This window comes from Rodentibacter sp. JRC1 (assembly GCF_020521555.1).
GTDB classification, from domain to species: domain Bacteria; phylum Pseudomonadota; class Gammaproteobacteria; order Enterobacterales; family Pasteurellaceae; genus Rodentibacter; species Rodentibacter abscessus.
This window is the reverse complement of record NZ_BPWA01000001.1, coordinates 600,570-623,128: the sequence shown is the minus strand read 5'-3', so window position 1 is coordinate 623,128 and position 22,559 is coordinate 600,570. Positions and strand designations below refer to the sequence as shown.

General features: G+C 44.5%; 10 protein-coding genes. 2 read left to right on the top strand and 8 right to left on the bottom strand.

The genetic code is table 11. The features are described from left to right. The first annotated feature begins 356 nt into the window (after window positions 1-356). On the top strand, window positions 357-13,994 hold the full coding sequence (locus HEMROJRC1_RS02750) for a YadA-like family protein (protein ID WP_226691523.1): 13,638 nt from the start codon (window positions 357-359) through the stop codon (window positions 13,992-13,994). Between the two features lie 316 nt (window positions 13,995-14,310). Here HEMROJRC1_RS02750 and HEMROJRC1_RS02745 read toward each other — a convergent pair whose 3' ends face one another. From HEMROJRC1_RS02745 to hflD, 8 genes are all read right to left on the bottom strand, one after another. Continuing rightward, window positions 14,311-15,492 carry a glutathionylspermidine synthase family protein gene (locus HEMROJRC1_RS02745; RefSeq protein WP_226691522.1) on the bottom strand — a complete coding sequence of 394 codons (1,182 nt, stop codon included), beginning with the start codon at window positions 15,490-15,492 and terminating at the stop codon, window positions 14,311-14,313. Between the two features lies 1 nt (window position 15,493). Next, the gene (locus HEMROJRC1_RS02740; protein ID WP_226691521.1) at window positions 15,494-16,114 is read right to left on the bottom strand and encodes a hypothetical protein; all 621 of its coding nucleotides are present in this window, start codon (window positions 16,112-16,114) and stop codon (window positions 15,494-15,496) included. Further along, window positions 16,111-16,815, bottom strand: a complete 705-nt coding sequence (locus HEMROJRC1_RS02735) for an HAD-IA family hydrolase (RefSeq protein ID WP_226691520.1) — start codon at window positions 16,813-16,815, stop codon at window positions 16,111-16,113. The genes HEMROJRC1_RS02740 and HEMROJRC1_RS02735 overlap by 4 nt, the downstream gene beginning before the upstream one ends. Further along, on the bottom strand, window positions 16,816-17,235 hold the full coding sequence (locus tag HEMROJRC1_RS02730) for a DUF2251 domain-containing protein (protein ID WP_226691519.1): 420 nt from the start codon (window positions 17,233-17,235) through the stop codon (window positions 16,816-16,818). It abuts the gene before it with no gap. 316 nt (window positions 17,236-17,551) lie between these two features. Beyond that, the gene (gene eno, locus HEMROJRC1_RS02725) at window positions 17,552-18,862 is read right to left on the bottom strand and encodes a phosphopyruvate hydratase (RefSeq protein ID WP_226691518.1); all 1,311 of its coding nucleotides are present in this window, start codon (window positions 18,860-18,862) and stop codon (window positions 17,552-17,554) included. Window positions 18,863-19,078: 216 nt separating this feature from the next. Continuing rightward, on the bottom strand, window positions 19,079-19,270 hold the full coding sequence (locus tag HEMROJRC1_RS02720; RefSeq protein ID WP_226691517.1) for a hypothetical protein: 192 nt from the start codon (window positions 19,268-19,270) through the stop codon (window positions 19,079-19,081). A 52-nt stretch (window positions 19,271-19,322) separates the two neighbouring features. Beyond that, on the bottom strand, window positions 19,323-20,690 hold the full coding sequence (gene purB, locus HEMROJRC1_RS02715; protein WP_226691516.1) for an adenylosuccinate lyase: 1,368 nt from the start codon (window positions 20,688-20,690) through the stop codon (window positions 19,323-19,325). Between the two features lie 29 nt (window positions 20,691-20,719). Continuing rightward, window positions 20,720-21,337 (bottom strand): high frequency lysogenization protein HflD, encoded by a 618-nt coding sequence (hflD, locus tag HEMROJRC1_RS02710; protein WP_226691515.1) that lies wholly within the window; start codon window positions 21,335-21,337, stop codon window positions 20,720-20,722. A 152-nt stretch (window positions 21,338-21,489) separates the two neighbouring features. On the opposite strand from hflD, the gene trpS reads away from it, so the two are divergent. Next, window positions 21,490-22,494 carry a tryptophan--tRNA ligase gene (gene trpS, locus HEMROJRC1_RS02705; RefSeq protein ID WP_226691514.1) on the top strand — a complete coding sequence of 335 codons (1,005 nt, stop codon included), beginning with the start codon at window positions 21,490-21,492 and terminating at the stop codon, window positions 22,492-22,494. Window positions 22,495-22,559: the final 65 nt, after the last annotated feature.

The window sequence follows — 22,559 nt, the reverse complement described above, 5'->3', positions numbered from 1 at the left end:
TAAAAAATATAAAATGGACTGTAGGGGCGTATTGCATACGCCCAATTTCATAAGAAGAAAAGTAGGGTGTGCAACTTGTTGCACACCACTTCAAAATCTTACATAAAAACATTTTAACCACACGTAGATACCAGCCCCAATAACACTTTGTGCAACAGCCGTAAACACGTTCTCAAAAATGACATACTACTGACAAATTTACATACCTTGACAAAAAAGTCGGGAAGAGACGATGTTCAAAGCTTGTCGATTTTAATACAATAAAAAAGCCTTATCTGAAATATGTATCAACATAAAGTTCGGATAAATGGCTGTGTGCTTTTATAAGTAGCAAACAAACTAAGGAAAAAAAACTAATGAATAAAATATTCAAGGTCATTTGGAATCACGCTACGCAAACTTGGGTGGCGGTTTCTGAGTTAAATAGAGCAAAGGGTAAGACAAGATCAAAAACTTCAAAACTCCCTGTGCTTTCAACGATTGCAATTTCAATCGCAACAGCGGGAGGAACCGTTATCGGTGGTGAGGCATTTGCTGCAGCAACATCAGGCAGTGGTCGATGGGCGACTGAAGGGGCTAACCTTGCTGCGGGTGCTGATGGTGGTTATCCGGCGAAAGCAGATGGTTCTAACTCGATTGCTGTGGGGACAAATACCCAAGCAACAGGTAAAAGTTCTGTTGCTCTGGGACACGATGCGAAAGCAACCGATGAATTTGCAGCGTCTATTGGACAAGCGGCAAATGCATCGGGATCGATGTCCTTTGCTGCAGGCCATCAATCAAATGCAACGGGTACAGAAACAGTTGCAATCGGTCATCTAGCAAAAGCAGAAGGTAGCCAATCTGTTGCGGTAGGGGTAACGGCTAAAGCATTAACCGCGGGAACAACAGCGGTAGGTCAAAATGCACAAGCAAGTGGCACATTTGCAAGTGCATTAGGGGCTGGCGCAAATGCAACGGGCGAACGTTCCCTTGCATTTGGTCATAACGCACGTTCTATCGGCACGCACACAACCGTACTCGGTTTTGATGCGATGGCAAATACCACCAACTCGGTTGCGATTGGACAGAAAGCTAAAGCCTATGGTATGAATGCAACCTGTTCGACAATTGCAAATGCGGTCGCAATTGGAGCGTATTCGGAAGCGGGTGGTGCAAACGCCTTAGCAATGGGGGATTCAGCGAAAGCAATGGGTGAAGGCAGCGTTGCTAATGGTGTGTTATCACAAGCATTAGATAAATACACCATTGCCACAGGGGCTCAAGCAAACGCAACCAAAAATCGTGCGATTGCGATTGGTGGATTTACGAATGCCGAAGCAGGATTTTCTGTTGCACTTGGGACGAGAGCACATACTACAAGTGAGGCAAATAATGCGACCGCATTAGGGACAACGGCAGTCGCTAGCCTTAGGGATTCTGTCGCATTGGGTTCTTTCTCGAAAACACGAAACGGAACAATAGAAAGCCAAGCCACTGTTTCAGGCATTACCTATGATGGTTTTGCCGGTGTGCTTCCTGCGAATGGTCTTAATCATGTCGTTTCTGTTGGATCGGGAGAAACGGGAAACAATGCCGTGCCTTATCGTCAAATCCACAACGTGGCGGCGGGTAATATTTCAGCTAACTCGACAGATGCGATTAACGGCTCACAGCTTTATATGGTAATGGCGAAATCAGGCTGGAATTTAACCACAGGTCAAAGTGGCTCGGGAACTGCCACCGGCACAACGGATGAATTTATCAATTTTGGTGAAACGGTGAAGCTTATTGCTGGAGATAACACGAATATTGTTCAAAGTGGAAACAATATTACGATTTCGGCAAAGCCATCGACAACGACATTTAAATATCGTACAGATGCTTTGGGTGGTGGTTCGGCGACCAATAAAGCACCAACAGGTACGGTACTAAATAAACAACTTAATCTTTTTGCCGGACAAGGAATCAATATTGATCGTTCAGGCGATTATGACGGTGACCCGGGCATTGTCTTCTCAGTAAATCAAGCGAATCAAAATGTTACAAATGGACGAGTTGGTGTTTCTGCTAATATCTCGGGTGCTGGAGCTCTTACGACCACAAGCAACACGTTCCTTTCAGCCGCTAACGTAGCTGATGCCATCAACAACTCAGGTTGGTATGCGACTTCGGGCAAATCAGGCACTGGCACCAACTCCAAAGGGACAAGCAAAGAGCTAATCAACCCGGGTGAAACCGTAACCTACATTGCCGGCGACAATGTGGATATTGCACAAGCGGGCAATAATTTCACTATTTCTGCGAAAACTAACAAGGTGACAGCCGGTAAAAATGTAAGCGTGGTTGAGGAAAAGCAAGCAGACGGTAGTATTACCTACAATATTAGTGCAATCGGTGGAAGTGCTGCGGCTAACGTGGCAAATACCAGTTTAACTGTTGACACAGATGGTAAAGTAAAAGAACCAACAGAGGGCGATAAACTTGTCAATGCCACTACCGTAACGAATGCGATCAATGACGTGTTCCACACAGTGAATACAAGCAGTGATAATGAGCAAGTAGCAGATGTAGCGAACGCTACAGGTACTCAGGTTAAAGCCGGTGATACGCTCACTTATAAAGCGGGTAAAAATCTCAATATCAACCAAAACGGTAAAACCATTGCTTATGGTTTATCAGAAAATATCAGCCTGAATAACATTACGGCAAATAATATTACCGTAGGTAACACAACGATCACCAACGGCACAATCAGTGGGTTGAATAACGAACTTCCACCGACCAACAATGTTGCAACCAACAGCAACAACAATGTGGATTCGCAAACCGCACCGACCACCGTAAACGGCACCAATGCGGCAACGGTGAATGACGTATTAAACGCAGGTTGGAACTTACAAGAAAACGGCACGGCAAAAGACTTTGTTGCAGCCTATGACACCGTGAACTTTGTCAACGGGACGGGTACGGAAGTGAAAATTAATACCACTAACGGCAACGTTTCCAAAGTGGAAGTGAACGTGAAAGTGGATAACAGTACGATCACAACAGATCCGGCAACCGGTGAGGTGAAAGCAAACGTAACTAACCTTACAACCAATGACAACGGTACGATCAAAGTGGTTGACGGCGGCAATGGCAGCAACTTAGTAAATGCTTCCACCGTGACCAATGCGATCAATAGTGCGTTCCACACCGTAAACGCGACCAACACGGATGAAGCGGTAACGGCAACTAACGGCACAACCCAAGTGAAAGCCGGTGATACGCTGGAGTTTGTAGCAGGTAAGAACTTGGTGGTGAACCAAACCGGCGGCAGAATTGCCTTTGCAACCGCTGAAAACGTCACATTCAACCACGTGAACACCACGACGTTGACAGTGGGTAACGTGTCTGATCCGACAGCACCGACAACCAATATCAGCTCAACGGATAAAGGTTTAGATGTCGGCGGCGATAAGATCACCAATGTCAGCACGGCGTTGAATAACATTACGATTCCAACCACATCAGACAGCAACACAGGCGATAACCAAAATAAATTTATCGACTTAACCAATGCGACGGATCCAAGTGCGGTCGTAACCGTGGGCGATTTGAAAGACTACGGCTGGGTGGTAAGAACGGACGGTAACAACTATTCTGCGGCGGTACGTAATGCCAATACCGTAAACTTTATCGGTAAAAACGGCGTGAACGTAACAGGTGCGGCGAATACGACAACAGGTATTTACGACATCACCGTAACCGGTAAAGAAGTGAATTACACCGTGAACAACCAAACCGTGACTAACGGCACGAACGGCGAACCTGCAAACCAAAGCACGGTAAACAACGTCAACTACGTAAACGGTACGGGAACAACCCCGAATGTGACCATCAACAATGGTACGTTAAACGTTGCCTTTGATGTTAACACCACAAACGGCACGGTGAACCCGAACGGTACGGTTTCAGTGACTAACGGTGATTCCTTCTTGAACGCAACGGAAGTGGCGAACTTGGTGAATAATTCATCATTTAACATCACAACAGCGAAGAACAATGACCAAGTCAAATCCGAAGGTCATAAAGATGTTCAAGTGAAAGCGGGTGATACCATCACGTATAAAGCGGGTAAAAACCTCGAAATCAACCAAGACGGAGCGAACATCACTTACGGTTTATCAGAAAATATCAGCCTGAATAACATCACGGCAAATAACATCACCGTAGGTAACACCACCATCACCAACGGTACGATTAGCGGTTTAAATAGCAACTTACCGGATACGTACAATAAAGATGTGTACAACACCGAAGGTAAAGATGTAACCAAAGAACAAAGTTTACCGACAAATTTAAACGTCACTAACGCAGCGACCGTAGGCGACATCCTCAATTCAGGTTGGAACTTACAAGAAAACGGTGCGGCGAAAGACTTCGTGAAACCGTATGACACGGTGAACTTTAATAACGGCACGGCAACCACAGCGGTAATTGAGACAGATGCGAACGGCACGGTCAGCAACGTTACCTACAACGTGAATGTTGATAACGCAACTATCAGCGTGGTAGACGGTAAATTAGTGGCGAACACTTCGAATATCATCAAAGGCGATAACAGCACAACCAACGTGACCAACGGTACGGTGGCAGTGAAAACCGGTGATGTGAATGCGAATACCACGACAGGTAAAGCGGAATCGAACGTGACTAACGGCACGATTGCAACGGTAACCGATGTAGCGAACACCATTAATAACGTGTTCCACACCGTAAACGCGACCAACACGGATGAAGCGGTAACGGCAACTAACGGCACAACCCAAGTGAAAGCTGGTGATACGCTGGAGTTTGTAGCAGGTAAAAACTTGGTGGTGAACCAAACCGGCGGCAGAATTGCCTTTGCAACCGCTGAAAACGTCACATTCAACCACGTGAACACCACAACATTGACAGTGGGTAACGTGTCTGATCCGACAGCACCGACAACCAATATCAGCTCAACGGATAAAGGTTTAGATGTCGGCGGCGATAAGATCACCAATGTCAGCACGGCGTTGAATAACATTACGATTCCAACCACATCAGACAGCAACACAGGCGATAACCAAAATAAATTTATCGACTTAACCAATGCGACGGATCCAAGTGCGGTCGTAACCGTGGGCGATTTGAAAGACTACGGCTGGGTGGTAAGAACGGACGGTAACAACTATTCTGCGGCGGTACGTAATGCCAATACCGTAAACTTTATCGGTAAAAACGGCGTGAACGTAACAGGTGCGGCGAATACGACAACAGGTATTTACGACATCACCGTAACCGGTAAAGAAGTGAATTACACCGTGAACAACCAAACCGTGACTAACGGCACGAACGGCGAACCTGCAAACCAAAGCACGGTAAACAACGTCAACTACGTAAACGGTACGGGAACAACCCCGAATGTGACCATCAACAATGGTACGTTAAACGTTGCCTTTGATGTTAACACCACAAACGGCACGGTGAACCCGAACGGTACGGTTTCAGTGACTAACGGTGATTCCTTCTTGAACGCAACGGAAGTGGCGAACTTGGTGAATAATTCATCATTTAACATCACAACAGCGAAGAACAATGACCAAGTCAAATCCGAAGGTCATAAAGATGTTCAAGTGAAAGCGGGTGATACCATCACGTATAAAGCGGGTAAAAACCTCGAAATCAACCAAGACGGAGCGAACATCACTTACGGTTTATCAGAAAATATCAGCCTGAATAACATCACGGCAAATAACATCACCGTAGGTAACACCACCATCACCAACGGTACGATTAGCGGTTTAAATAGCAACTTACCGGATACGTACAATAAAGATGTGTACAACACCGAAGGTAAAGATGTAACCAAAGAACAAAGTTTACCGACAAATTTAAACGTCACTAACGCAGCGACCGTAGGCGACATCCTCAATTCAGGTTGGAACTTACAAGAAAACGGTGCGGCGAAAGACTTCGTGAAACCGTATGACACGGTGAACTTTAATAACGGCACGGCAACCACAGCGGTGATTGAGACAGATGCGAACGGCACGGTCAGCAACGTTACCTACAACGTGAATGTTGATAACGCAACTATCAGCGTGGTAGACGGTAAATTAGTGGCGAACACTTCGAATATCATCAAAGGCGATAACAGCACAACCAACGTGACCAACGGCACGGTGGCGGTGAAAACCGGTGATGTGAATGCGAATACCACGACAGGTAAAGCGGAATCGAACGTGACTAACGGCACGATTGCAACGGTAACCGATGTAGCGAACACCATTAATAACGTGTTCCACACCGTAAACGCGACCAACACGGATGAAGCGGTAACGGCAACTAACGGCACAACCCAAGTGAAAGCCGGTGATACGCTGGAGTTTGTAGCAGGTAAAAACTTGGTGGTGAACCAAACCGGCGGCAGAATTGCCTTTGCAACCGCTGAAAACGTCACATTCAACCACGTGAACACCACGACATTGACAGTAGGTAACGTGTCTGATCCGACAGCACCGACAACCAATATCAGCTCAACGGATAAAGGTTTAGATGTCGGCGGTGATAAGATCACCAATGTCAGCACGGCGTTGAATAACATTACGATTCCAACCACATCAGACAGCAACACAGGCGATAACCAAAATAAATTTATCGACTTAACCAATGCGACGGATCCAAGTGCGGTCGTAACCGTGGGCGATTTGAAAGACTACGGCTGGGTGGTAAGAGCGGACGGTAACAACTATTCTGCGGCGGTACGTAATGCCAATACCGTAAACTTTATCGGTAAAAACGGCGTGAACGTAACGGGTGCGGCGAATGCAACAACAGGTATTTACGACATCACCGTAACCGGTAAAGAAGTGAATTACACCGTGAACAACCAAACCGTGACTAACGGCACGAACGGCGAACCTGCAAACCAAAGCACGGTAAACAACGTCAACTACGTAAACGGCACGGGAACAACCCCGAATGTGACCATCAACAATGGTACGTTAAACGTTGCCTTTGATGTTAACACCACAAACGGCACGGTGAACCCGAACGGTACGGTTTCAGTGACTAACGGTGATTCCTTCTTGAACGCAACGGAAGTGGCGAACTTGGTGAATAATTCATCATTTAACATCACAACAGCGAAGAACAATGACCAAGTCACCAGCGGCGGTCATAAAGATGTTCAAGTGAAAGCGGGTGATACCATCACGTATAAAGCGGGTAAAAACCTCGAAATCAGCCAAGACGGAGCGAACATCACTTACGGTTTATCAGAAAATATCAGCCTGAATAACATCACGGCGAATAATATCACCGTAGGTAACACCACCATCACCAACGGTACGATTAGCGGTTTAAATAGCACTTTACCGCCGACATACAATAAAGATGAGTACAACACTGAAAATAAAGATGTAACCACATCTCAAGACTTGCCGAGCGGCTTGAACGTCACTAACGCAGCAACCGTAGGCGACATCCTCAATTCAGGTTGGAACTTACAAGAAAACGGTGCGGCGAAAGACTTCGTGAAACCGTATGACACGGTGAACTTTGTCAACGGCACGGCAACCACGGCAAACATCACAACCGATGATGACGGCAAAGTGAGCGTGGTGAAATACAACGTGAATGTTGATAACGCAACTATCAGCGTGGTAGACGGTAAATTAGTGGCGAACACTTCGAATATCATCAAAGGCGATAACAGCACAACCAACGTGACCAACGGCACGGTGGCAGTGAAAACCGGTGATGTGAATGCGAATACCACGACAGGTAAAGCGGAATCGAACGTGACTAACGGCACGATTGCAACGGTAGCCGATGTGGCGAACACCATTAATAACGTGTTCCACACTGTAAACGCAACCAACACGGATGAAGCGGTAACGGCAACTAACGGCACAACCCAAGTGAAAGCCGGTGATACGCTGGAATTTGTAGCAGGTAAAAACTTGGTGGTGAACCAAACCGGCGGCAGAATTGCCTTTGCAACCGCTGAAAACGTCACATTCAACCACGTGAACACCACAACATTGACAGTGGGTAACGTGTCTGATCCGACAGCACCGACAACCAATATCAGCTCAACGGATAAAGGTTTAGATGTCGGCGGCGATAAGATCACCAATGTCAGCACGGCGTTGAATAACATTACGATTCCAACCACATCAGACAGCAACACAGGCGATAACCAAAATAAATTTATCGACTTAACCAATGCAACGGATCCAAGTGCGGTCGTAACCGTGGGCGATTTGAAAGACTACGGCTGGGTGGTAAGAGCGGACGGTAACAACTATTCTGCGGCGGTACGTAATGCCAATACCGTAAACTTTATCGGTAAAAACGGCGTGAACGTAACGGGTAAAGCGAATGCGACAACAGGTATTTACGACATTACCGTAACCGGTAAAGAAGTGAATTACACCGTGAACAACCAAACCGTGACTAACGGCACGAACGGCGAACCTGCAAACCAAAGCACGGTAAACAACGTCAACTACGTAAACGGCACGGGAACAACCCCGAATGTGACCATCAACAATGGTACGTTAAACGTTGCCTTTGATGTTAACACCACAAACGGCACGGTGAACCCGAACGGTACGGTTTCAGTGACTAACGGTGATTCCTTCTTGAACGCAACGGAAGTGGCGAACTTGGTGAACAATTCATCATTTAACATCACAACAGCGAAGAACAATGACCAAGTCACCAGCGGCGGTCATAAAGATGTTCAAGTGAAAGCGGGTGATACCATCACGTATAAAGCGGGTAAAAACCTCGAAATCAACCAAGACGGAGCGAACATCACTTACGGTTTATCAGAAAATATCAGCCTGAATAACATCACGGCGAATAATATCACCGTAGGTAACACCACCATCACCAACGGTACGATTAGCGGTTTAAATAGCACTTTACCGCCGACATACAATAAAGATGAGTACAACACAAACAACAGCCCTGTAACCAAAGAACAAAGTTTACCGACAAATTTAAACGTCACTAACGCAGCGACCGTAGGCGACATCCTCAATTCAGGTTGGAACTTACAAGAAAACGGTGCGGCGAAAGACTTCGTGAAACCGTATGACACGGTGAACTTTAATAACGGCACGGCAACCACAGCGGTGATTGAGACAGATGCGAACGGCACGGTCAGCAACGTTACCTACAACGTGAATGTTGATAACGCAACTATCAGCGTGGTAGACGGTAAATTAGTGGCGAACACTTCGAATATCATCAAAGGCGATAACAGCACAACCAACGTGACCAACGGTACGGTGGCAGTGAAAACCGGTGATGTGAATGCGAATACCACGACAGGTAAAGCGGAATCGAACGTGACTAACGGCACGATTGCAACGGTAACCGATGTAGCGAACACCATTAATAACGTGTTCCACACCGTAAACGCGACCAACACGGATGAAGCGGTAACGGCAACTAACGGCACAACCCAAGTGAAAGCCGGTGATACGCTGGAGTTTGTAGCAGGTAAAAACTTGGTGGTGAACCAAACCGGCGGCAGAATTGCCTTTGCAACCGCTGAAAACGTCACATTCAACCACGTGAACACCACAACATTGACAGTGGGTAACGTGTCTGATCCGACAGCACCGACAACCAATATCAGCTCAACGGATAAAGGTTTAGATGTCGGCGGCGATAAGATCACCAATGTCAGCACGGCGTTGAATAACATTACGATTCCAACCACATCAGACAGCAACACAGGCGATAACCAAAATAAATTTATCGACTTAACCAATGCGACGGATCCAAGTGCGGTCGTAACCGTGGGCGATTTGAAAGACTACGGCTGGGTGGTAAGAGCGGACGGTAACAACTATTCTGCGGCGGTACGTAATGCCAATACCGTAAACTTTATCGGTGAAAACGGCGTGAACGTAACGGGTAAAGCGAATGCGACAACCGGTATTTACGACATTACCGTAACCGGTAAAGAAGTCAACTACACCGTGAACAACCAAACCGTGACTAACGGCACGAACGGCGAACCTGCAAACCAAAGCACGGTAAACAACGTCAACTACGTAAACGGCACGGGAACAACCCCGAATGTGACCATCAACAATGGTACGTTAAACGTTGCCTTTGATGTTAACACCACAAACGGCACGGTGAACCCGAACGGTACGGTTTCAGTGACTAACGGTGATTCCTTCTTGAACGCAACGGAAGTGGCGAACTTGGTGAACAATTCATCATTTAACATCACAACAGCGAAGAACAATGACCAAGTCACCAGCGGCGGTCATAAAGATGTTCAAGTGAAAGCGGGTGATACCATCACGTATAAAGCGGGTAAAAACCTCGAAATCAACCAAGACGGAGCGAACATCACTTACGGTTTATCAGAAAATATCAGCCTGAATAACATCACGGCGAATAACATCACCGTAGGTAACACCACCATCACCAACGGTACGATTAGCGGTTTAAATAGCAACTTACCGGATACGTATAATAAAGATGTGTACAACACCGAAGGTAAAGATGTAACCAAAGAACAAAGTTTACCGACAAACTTAAACGTCACTAACGCAGCGACCGTAGGCGACATCCTCAATTCAGGTTGGAACTTACAAGAAAACGGTGCGGCGAAAGACTTCGTGAAACCGTATGACACGGTGAACTTTAATAACGGCACGGCAACCACAGCGGTAATTGAGACAGATGCGAACGGCACGGTCAGCAACGTTACCTACAACGTGAATGTTGATAACGCGACTATCAGCGTGGTAGACGGTAAATTAGTGGCGAACACTTCGAATATCATCAAAGGCGATAACAGCACAACCAACGTGACCAACGGCACGGTGGCGGTGAAAACCGGTGATGTGAAAGCGAATACCACGACAGGTAAAGCGGAATCGAACGTGACTAACGGCACGATTGCAACGGTAACCGATGTAGCGAACACCATTAATAACGTGTTCCATACGTTGAATACTTCTAAAGTTGAAACGCAAATCACCTCTAAGGCTAATGCTACGGGTGCACAAGTGAAAGCGGGCGATACAGTTCAATTCACTGCGGCGAAAAATTTAGAAATCGTACAAGACGGACATAACATTACTTACGGTTTATCTGAAAACATCACTGTGAATAATGTGAACACCACCACGTTAACCATTGGTAATGTGTCTAATACGACAGCACCAAAAGTGGATTTCAATGCGGAAACTGCGAAACCTGCGACTAATAATAACGCAAGTAACGCACCGGAATTTGCGTTGAATATCACGACAAACGGTAAACCGACACAAATTACCGGCGTAGGTTCGGTATTGAACTTGACCGATGTGGCGACGAATCCGGGTGATAAAGACGGCGCAAGACAACCGGATGTTACCAAACAGTTAGTGAATTTAACCAACTTACCGGAAGGCACGTTAAATTCAGCAGCGACAGTACGTGATTTGGTGAATATGGGTTGGATTGTTAAAGCAACAGGCAACAACTACAGCAACACGGTTAAAAATGCCAACGAAGTGAATTTTGTCGGCGCAGGCGGTGTTACGGTAGAAGGTTCGGATAGCGGTGATGTTCGTACGATTACTATTAAAGGTAAAGAAGTCAACTACACTGTGAACAACCAAACTGTTACCAATACTACTAGCGGCGAACCTGCAAACCAAAGCACGGTGAATAACGTCAACTATGTGAACGGTAATGGAACAACCCCGAATGTTACCATTAACAACGGCACGTTGAATGTCGGCTTTGATGTGAACAGCACTTCAACCTCAACCAATGAAAACGGTACGGCGAAGTTGGATGATCCTACACAAGGTGCATCATTTGTGAATGCTAGTACATTAGTGAACACATTAAACAATGTTTCACATAACATCACTGCATCTAATGCCAATGGTGGTAAAGATGGTGTACAAACGGTAGCAGATCCAAATCAAAGTCAAACTCGAGTGAAAGCTGGTGATACCGTAACTTACTCAGCGGGTAAAAACCTTGTTGTGAACCAAACGACCGATGGCAATGGTAACCATGTTGTGGAATATGGTTTATCTAGTGATATTAACGTAACAAGTATCACCGTAGGCAACACAACAATTACCAACGGTACGATTAGTGGTTTAAACAATCACTTTAACAATGCAAGTAGTCTAACCGGCGGAACGAATCTAAACAGTTCAAGCGCACCGACGACAATTAGCAATAACTTGACTGAAGCTGCAACCGTTCAAGATGTGTTGAATTCAGGCTGGAACTTGCAAGAAAATGGTAAGGCGAAAGACTTTGTTGCAGCTTACGATACCGTAAACTTCAACAATGGCAGCGGCACTGTTGTGAATATTACCTCTGATGGTAATAAATCTGACATTACCGTTAATGTGAAGGTTGACGGTTCAAGCGTTACGATTGATAAAAACGGTAATTTGACGGCAAATTCAACCAATATCGCCAATGCGGCGACCGGTAATGTTTCTGCTAATGCAACAACGGGTAAAGCCGAGTTTGATAGCAGCAACGGTACTAAACCGCTTGCAACGGTAGACGATGTTGCGAACACTGTTAACAACGTGTACCACACTGTGAATACAAGCAGTAACGATAACCAAGTGGTTAGCGGTGCGGATGCTGCAGGCACGAAAGTGAGAGCCGGCGATACCTTGACCTATGTCGCAGGTAAAAACTTGGAAATCAACCAAACCGGCAGCACCATTACTTACGGTTTATCAAAAGATATTACGGTAAGCAATGTGAATACTACGACATTGACAGTGGGTAATGTGTCGAATCCGACTGCGCCGAAAGTGGATTTCAATGCAGACAATGCAACGCCTGCAACGAATAATCCGACACAACCGGATTTCGCACTGAATATCACAACGAACGGTAAACCTACGCAAATTACCGGTGTGGGTTCAACCTTGAACACGACAACCGTTCCGAATACGGCGAGTGGCGATGTAATTAATCCGACAACCAATACTTCAAGTAATGTGTTAGTGGATTTAAGCAACCCAACAAAACCTGATTCGGCGGCAACAGTTCGTGATCTACAAAATATGGGTTGGATTGTTGAAGCGGAAGGAAACGGTTATAAAGACACTGTGAAGAATGCTAATCGCGTAAACTTCAAAGGCGATGGTGCGGTTAATGTGACCGGTTCGACAGAAAATGGTGTACGCACGATTACTGTAACTACTAAAGCCGATGGAACAACGATCACGATCGATCCGAATAAAGGTTTGGTTGCGAACACGACAAATATCGTGGCTAACCCTAACGGTACGGTAAGTGTTGATCCGGCAGGAAACGGTGGCAATTTGGTGAACGGCACAACGGTTGTGAATGCGATTAATAGCGCAGGACACACCATTAAAGCAGCGAAAACCAATAACTTAGTGACCTCAAATAACGGTTCGGCTAAAGTCAATCCGGGTAAAACCGTGACTTACCAAGCAGGTAAAAACCTAGAGGCTAACATTACCGTTAATGCAAACGGCGATAGCACCGTGACTTACGGTTTAAGTGACAATATTTCCGTCAACACCGTTCAGGTCGGCGGTAATACCGGCCCGATTATCACCGGTGATAAAAACGGCAATATTGTTATCGGTAAAGCGGATGCAAACGGTAATCTTGCGCCAACCCAGATCAAGAATGTTGCTCCGGGTACAGCTGATACCGATGCGGTTAACGTGAGCCAATTAAGAGGCGTTGCCGGTAATATCAATAACCGTATTAATAAAGTCGATAAAGACTTACGTGCGGGTATTGCCGGTGCTAACGCTGCGGCAGGTTTACCACAGGTTTATTTACCGGGTAAATCAATGGTTGCGGCATCTGCTGGTCACTTCAAAGGTGAAAATGCCTTAGCGGTAGGTTACTCACGTGCTAGCGATAACGGTAAGTTAATCTTGAAACTTCAAGGTAACACCAATAGTCGCGGTGATGTGGGCGGTTCGGTAGGTGTTGGTTACCAATGGTAATTTAATACCTGCGAACATTCGCTAAAATAATTAAACCGCAGCTAAAAGCTGCGGTTTTTTTATCGAATATTATGTAGAGGCATAATAGAAAAAATGGTTGATAAAAAGAACTTTAGGTTTTGTAGGGGGGTAGCCGCAGGCGTAACGCACCTTTTATCAATTTATCAATAAATTTCCTCCGGTTCGTTACGGCTTTGCCTAACGGCACCTACGATGATTTGTGCAATAGCGACAAATGATGAACACTAAAAATGCGGTCAAATTTGACCGCACTTTTAGCTTTAGATAGTTTGTAAAGACATAGTTCTCATCATTTTTACGGCACAAAATAATGTGGTACGAAGTGGCTGTCATTTCCTGTTACTGCCGTGAAATCTTCCCGCAGTCCCATACCGCATGCTACATCGCCGATTACCCATGAGCCGATAACCGGATACATTCCGTCAAAATTCGGGAGTTCGAATTTTTGTTGATAAATATAGCCTGCTGTATCGTAGAATGCCGAATGTTCACTACCTTTGGCGGCAAATTCTACCCCGTTACTTTTTTCATAATAGAACACATTTGCGCCTTCGCGACCTAGCAACGGCTTTTTCACCCAAATGGCTTTTCTGTCGGTAATATCAAATTTATTGAAATATGCCGGGAGTAAGTTCGGGTGGTTTGGATAACGTTGCCATAATTTTGCCAATAAGGCTTTGTTGCTTAATAGCATTTTCCAAGCCGGTTCAATAAAATTTGTTTTAGCGGTAGGAATATGTTGAGCAAATTCAGCACTACTTAACCATTCTAGCGGATAAAGCTTGAACAACATTTCGATAGGTGCATCGTTTAAATCGATAAATTCTTGGTTTTCTTGGTTATAGCCGATATCTTCCACGGCAAGTTGATGAATGTTCCAACCTGCGTTGTAAGCAACATCTGCCAGATAATCCACATTGCCCCAATCTTCACGTCCGGCCTCTTGCATCGCACTAAAATGGAAGTCGGATTTTCCGCTTTGTTGTTTGAGAAAGGTGAAATGTTTGAGTAATTCTTCGTGAATCCAGTTGAATTGATCGCGATGTTGTAGCCCTTCGATTTGTTCTAACCATTGCCATTGCACTACGGCAGCTTCGAGTAAAGAAGTGGGCGTATCGGCGTTATATTCAAACATTTTTAAATTTTCGCCGTCATAGCCGAAATCAAAGCGTCCGTATAAATATGGGGCTTGTTTGCGCCACGCATCTTCAATAAGCTGCTTTTGTAAATCGCTAAAACGATAATAGGAATAATCCCCTTGCTTGATTTCATCTGCAACAAAGTCCAAACACATGGCGTGGAGTTCATTCGTGGTATCTTCAATGCGATCGATTTCTGCCAAGGTAAATTCATAGGCAACATTATCCGACCAATAATGGGAACCATCGCTTGAGGGTAAATTGTAATAATCGAATCCTACGTCTAAAAGCTGCTGCGTCATATCAGGGCGGGTAGGAAAACCGGTAACGCGTTTCATTTTAGCCTCCGCTGCTACGTTTTGAACTACTCGGCGCAGTGAAACCACCACGTGAAACAGGTTTGCTATTCATACTACCTGCTTTGCCTTTTACCAACATGGGTTTGCCGACAGAGCGGTTGGTTTGCGGTTGGATAACTTGTCCTGTCGGAGTGGAAACCGCACGATTGCTCGGATGATAACTTGGGCCTAAAAAGCTGCTGATTGCACGTGCTGCCATATACCCCATCACTCCGCCGGCGATAGCTGCACCTAAAGAAGGATCATTGCTTTCCGCATTGGCTGCGGGTTCATTATTGGTATTTTGTCCACCGTTCGGTTGGTTGTTTTGAGCATTTTGCCATTCTTGATTGGCGGTATTTGCGTTCTCTCCGTTATTGCGCAAACCTAAATTTGAGAGGGAATTGCTATTTTGAGATAGCGTGGTTTGACGGTTTTCGTTAATCGGAGCGGTTTGTGTATTTTCCGTGTTTTTGTCAGCCTCACAGAGTTCGATTTTTTTCCAATCGGCAAGGCAGTCTTCAAGGGAATGATAAACATCGCGTTGTACTTCTTCTTCCGAGCAGCCACCAAGTAAGGCAACAATGGAAAGCGTAACAAGAATTTGGTTTTGTTTTTTCATAGCTTAAGTAATTCGGTTAATTGATTGATTTCTAAAGTGGGTAAAAGGGTTGCTTCGGAAAAATCGGCAAGCGTATTCTCCGATAAATTAATCCATACTGCTTGGCAACCGGCTTGAATCGCCCCCTGTACGTCAGTGATTAAGTTATCGCCTACGTGTAAAATTTCTTGCGGAGCAATATTAAAATAACGCGCGGTTTGTAGGAATAAATCCTCGTGCGGTTTTGCTCTGCCGTGCTCGCCGCCACGTAAGATAAGATCAAATTGGGTTAAACCGATACGTGAGGGTTCGACATTTCCGTTTGTAATCACGCTAAGTTTATAATCTGTTTTCAATGAATTTAAAACGCTGATCGTTTCTTCCGGTACGGTAATTCGGTGTCGCCAATGAAAAAATTCGTTCATTGCAAACGTTAAAGTGCGGTCAATTTCCTCCGCATTTTTGTCTTTTTTGACTAGAAATTGGCGTAGTGCTTCTTTTCGCCATTCCGTCACATCTTCGCTTAAGCGAGGATTTTTCCGTGCAATTTGATCTTTTAATTCCCCCCATTCTTCACCAAAACTTGGGCATTGCGTGAGATTTTGTACGTATTGAATAAAGCGTGCAACCGCAGCGGTTATAACCTCACGGTTATCGTAAAGCGTATCATCTAAATCAAAGCTTATCACTTTGAAGGGGTGTAAATTTCGATAAAATTTCATTTATTTGATGGTCGGTATGCCTAGCCATTGCTCGGCTTTGTCGTTGGTTATTTCTTCACGTGTCCACATACTCATTAAATCCGGTTGCGGATACTTGCTACTGTTATAACCGACTAAACGGGCAAAATCAAATACGGCGTGCGGATAACCGTTAATTAAGAGTAAAGCCAAATAGCCGCTTTCATCCCAGCAGATTTCTAGTTTGCGGGCTTCGTGATGATTTGAGGTGGAATCCACATTATACACGTGCAGTACATCTACAATCTGTTGTCCGTTTTGGCGCATATCAAGTGCGTAAAAATAGCCGGTTTCACCGTCATCTTCAAACATCACGGCAAGGTGATCATACAAGGTGGAGTGAGTGCCGACCTGTTTCGGTGTGCCGAGGAAGAGTTCGTCTTCAAGGGTTAGATGGAGCATAGATTTTCCTAATAAAGTTAATTTTTAAGGGCGTATGTGATATGTCCTGCAATGTTTACACTATAAATGGTGAAAACGCCCGTTATTATGTATCAGTCGCACAAAGAGAATTTTATATCCGATATTTTGAGGTAGGGGGTGTTAGCCGTAGGCGTAACGCACCTTTTTATCAATAAATTTCATTACGATGCGTTACGGCTTCGCTTGACGCCACCCTACAATGATTTGTGCAGGGGATACATCATTCCGAAAATGTCTTAAAAAAATACCGCACTTTCTTTCAAAAGTGCGGTTTGTTTTAATTAGCGAGCGAAGATTAAGCTTGACCTTTAACCGCTTTTAAGCCCGGGAACGCAGCTGGAGTGCCGGCACGTTCTAACGCTTCTTCAATACGGATTAACTGGTTGTATTTCGCAATACGGTCAGAACGGCTCATAGAACCTGTTTTGATTTGACCTGCTGCTGTACCAACCGCTAAATCTGCGATAGTGGCATCTTCGGTTTCACCTGAACGGTGAGAGATTACAGCGGTATAACCTGCATCTTTCGCCATTTTGATCGCGGCTAATGTTTCGGTTAAAGAACCGATTTGGTTGAATTTGATTAAGATTGAGTTTGCAATGCCTTTCTCGATACCTTCTTTTAAGATTTTGGTATTGGTTACGAATAAGTCATCACCCACTAATTGAACACGGTCGCCCAAAACTTTAGTTTGGTATGCAAAACCTGCCCAGTCAGACTCATCTTGACCGTCTTCGATAGACACGATCGGATATTGTTTGGTTAATTCTTCTAAGTAGTGGGTAAATTCTTCAGAAGTGAATGAACGACCTTCGCCTTTCATTTCATATTTGCCGGTTTCTTTGTTGTAGAACTCGGAAGATGCACAGTCCATTGCGAGGGTTACGTCTTTGCCTAATTCATAACCTGCTTTTTCAACCGCTTCTTTAATACATGCTAACGCATCGGCATTAGATGCTAGGTTTGGTGCGAAACCGCCTTCGTCACCTACTGCGGTGCTCATACCTTTTGCTTTTAATACTTTCGCCAAGTTGTGGAATACTTCCGCACCGATACGAAGTGCTTCACGTAATGTTTTTGCACCAACCGGTTGAATCATAAATTCTTGAATATCAACGTTGTTATCTGCGTGTTCACCACCGTTGATAATGTTCATCATTGGTAATGGCATGGAATATACGCCCGGTGTACCGTTTAATTCGGCAATGTAAGCATAAAGTGGCAAGCCTTTAGAGGCCGCAGCCGCTTTTGCATTTGCTAAAGATACCGCTAAGATTGCGTTTGCACCGAAGTTTGATTTGTTTTCCGTGCCGTCTAAATCGATCATAATTTGGTCGATTTCAGCTTGATTTGATGCTTCTTTACCGACTAATGCTTCAGCAATCGGGCCGTTTACCGCAGATACCGCTTTTAATACGCCTTTACCTAAGAAACGTGATTTGTCGCCATCGCGTAATTCTAATGCTTCACGGGAACCGGTTGATGCACCTGACGGAGCAGCCGCAAGACCAACGAAACCGCCTTCTAAATGAACTTCAGCTTCTACAGTTGGGTTACCACGTGAGTCGATGATTTCACGACCAATCACTTTAACGATTTTTGCCATTTTTGTTTTCCTCTTTAAGTTAATAAAAATGCGTATTAGGCAAGCCTAAAATTGGGGCTTATGATAAAGGTATTTTGCTGTTTTGTCTTGCAAAAAATGCGCTTGCTTTGATCTTCGTCTAATTTTCGATTAAATGAAAAAAATAAAGTGCGGTCAAAAATCGCTTTGAATTTTCGGTATTGTGTATCAGTTGCACAAATCACTGTAGGGTTGCGGTTAGGCGAAGCCGTAACGCACCAAACTTGGGTTTAACGGTGCGTTACGCCTTTGGCTAACACACCCTACCTCTTCGTCCGGTTTTTGATTTTTATAAAAAACAAAGTGCGGTCGATATTCACGGTATTCCATATCAGTTGCACAAAGTGAAAAGTAGGGTGGTGCAACTTGTTGTCCACCATTGAAATTCATTGTTTGAAAAGAAAAAGTGCGGTCAATTTTAACCGCACTTCATTCCTTCAAATTACAGCTTTTCTACAAGCTCAATTGCAGCCCCGATATAGGTTTCAGGTGTGAGTTGTTGCAAGCGGATTTTTTCTTCTGCCGGAATTTCAAGTTTTTCGATAAATTCACGCATTGCTTGTTCGTCCACACGCTTACCTCGGGTGAGTTCTTTGAGTTTTTCATAAGGTTTCTCGATACCATAACGGCGCATTACCGTTTGAATCGGCTCGGCAAGAACTTCCCAGTTTTGGTTGAGTTCATCACGTAAATGCTGTTCATTCACCTCTAATTTACTTATTCCTTTGCGTGTTGCCGCATAAGCGATTAAGCAATAGCCGATACCCACGCCGAGGTTACGCAAAACGGTAGAATCCGTTAAATCACGTTGCCAGCGGGAAATCGGTAACTTTTGCGCCAAGTGGGTCATCACGGCGTTTGCCAGACCAAGATTTCCTTCGGAGTTTTCAAAATCAATCGGATTTACCTTATGCGGCATCGTGGAGGAACCGATTTCACCTGCGATAGTACGCTGTTTGAAATGATTTAAGGCGATATAACCCCAAAGATCACGGTCGAAATCAATAATTATGGTATTGAAACGTACCACTGCATCAAAATATTCGGCGATGTAGTCGTGCGGTTCGATTTGTGTAGTGTACGGATTCCAGTTTAAACCGAGTGAGGTAACGAATTCCTCGCTGAATTTATGCCAGTCAAGATTCGGATAAGCCGATAAATGGGCATTGTAGTTACCCACCGCGCCGTTGATTTTACCGAGGATTTCATTTTGTTGTAATTGTTTGAATTGGCGACGTAAGCGATAAACCACATTGGCCATTTCTTTTCCGATAGTTGTAGGCGAGGCGGGTTGTCCGTGCGTGCGGGAAAGTAACGGAACGGTTTTGTATTCGTTTGCAAGGCGATTGATTTCATCAATGAGTTTTTGCCACTCGGGAAGAATAACGGTATCACGTGCGGTTTTTAACATTAACGCATGAGAGAGATTGTTGATGTCTTCCGAGGTGCAGGCAAAGTGAATAAATTCAGCGACTTTTGCCAGTTCCGGTAAGTTTTCGCTTTTTTCTTTTAAGAAATATTCAACCGCTTTCACATCGTGATTGGTGGTACGTTCGATTTCTTTGATACGCTCGGCATCTTTTAGATTAAATTCGCTGACGATTTTATTGAGGTAATCGTTTGCTTCTTTAGATAAAGTCGGAACTTCTGAGATTTCCGTTGTCGCCGCCAATTTTTGTAGCCAGCGAACTTCAACGGTGACACGGAATTTGAGTAAACCGAATTCGCTGAAAATATCACGAAGTGCGGTCGCTTTGTCTTGATAGCGTCCGTCAATCGGGGAAATCGCAGTAAGTGCGGAAAGTTGCATAAAATACTCCGGTATATAAGGAAGGTTAATTAAATCGTTGAATAAATTTCTTTTGCCACATTAATTATTTTGTTACGGAAGAATAGTATCTTCCATTTGCTGCCGCCTACTTGCCGCCATAATACAGCGGAACGGATGCCGGCGAGTAAGCAAGCGCGAACTTTGTCCTGAACCTCTTGCTGTTGCAGATAATCCGTGACGCCTATAATACGAATTTTGTCGCTCAAAGGACTGATTAGGTCAATATAAATATTTGCAATAATGGAAATCATACTTGGAGCAAGCAAATCGTAATATTCCATTTGTTCCGATAAATGTCGGATACGCTGTGTCAGTTGATTTTTTGCTTTTGCATTTTTTTGTAGGCGATTTTCCAAGCTAAGCAGACCTGTCCAATAATTCACGATGTTGCGGTCATTTACTGAGGTTAATTGCTCGATTAAGGTTTCCAAACCCAATTTAAGATGGCGGGCATCTCCATTAAAAACGTCAAGGGGATCTTTCGGTTGGATTTGTAAAAGCGATTGAATTGAGGTTTGAAAAGCATCTTTATGAATAATATCGCCTTCCATTGCAAGTTGATTGATAAGGGCGACGGATTGGCAAACACCGGCGAGAGCCAGTGTCATATCGTGATAATTTTTCATAGATAGCGTCAACGTGAGAATTGTGATCAATAAATGGTTAGGTTGGCTCACAATATAGCATTTTTACGGCTTGTTTTGAACTCTCTCATTAAAAAAGCTTATATCTTTTGATATGATAGCGTCAATTTGCTTTAAAATGAAAAGGACAACTTATGACAAAACCAATTGTTTTTAGCGGTGTGCAACCTTCCGGTGAATTGACCATCGGTAACTATTTAGGTGCGTTACGTAACTGGGTGAAAATGCAAGATGATTATGAGTGTATTTTTTGCGTGGTGGATTTACACGCCATTACGGTTCGCCAAGATCCCGCCGCACTTCGTAAAGCAACCCTTGATGTGGTAGCGCTTTATTTGGCATGTGGCATTGATCCGAACAAAGCGACGATTTTCGTGCAATCTCACGTGCCTGAACACACACAATTGGGCTGGGTATTAAATTGTTATACTTATTTTGGCGAAATGAGCCGAATGACCCAGTTTAAAGATAAGTCCACCCGTTATGCAGAAAATATCAATGTGGGTTTATTTGATTATCCGGTGTTAATGGCGGCGGATATTTTGCTTTATCAGGCAAAAAGCGTACCGGTGGGCGATGATCAAAAACAACATTTGGAAATTACCCGCGATATTGCAAACCGTTTCAACGCGCTTTATGGTGATGTTTTCACGATTCCGGAAATTTTTATCGGAAAAGCCGGCGCTCGTATTATGTCATTACAAGATCCGGAAAAGAAAATGTCAAAATCAGATGACAATCGCAATAATGTTGTCACCCTTTTGGAAGATCCGAAATCGGTGGCGAAAAAAATCAAACGAGCCGTAACGGATTCCGATGAACCGCCTGTGGTACGTTATGACGTAAAAAATAAAGCCGGAGTATCGAATTTATTAGATATTCTTTCGGCGGTAAGCGATAAACCAGTCTCGGAACTTGAGAAAGAATTTGAAGGTAAAATGTACGGTCATTTAAAAACGGCGGTGGCGGATGAAGTCTCCAGCTTGCTTGCAGGTTTACAAGAGCGTTTCAACGAATACCGCAATAATGAAGCTTTACTTGATGACGTACTTCGCCAAGGGGCGGCAAAGGCGCGGGCAAAAGCACAAGAGACATTAACAAAAGTGTATGAAGCGGTCGGCTTTGTCGCCGCAAAATAAAGACCATAGTGAATTAAATTTAAAAATGTCTAGCTTCGTCTTGCTACTTTGTATCCATTTTAATT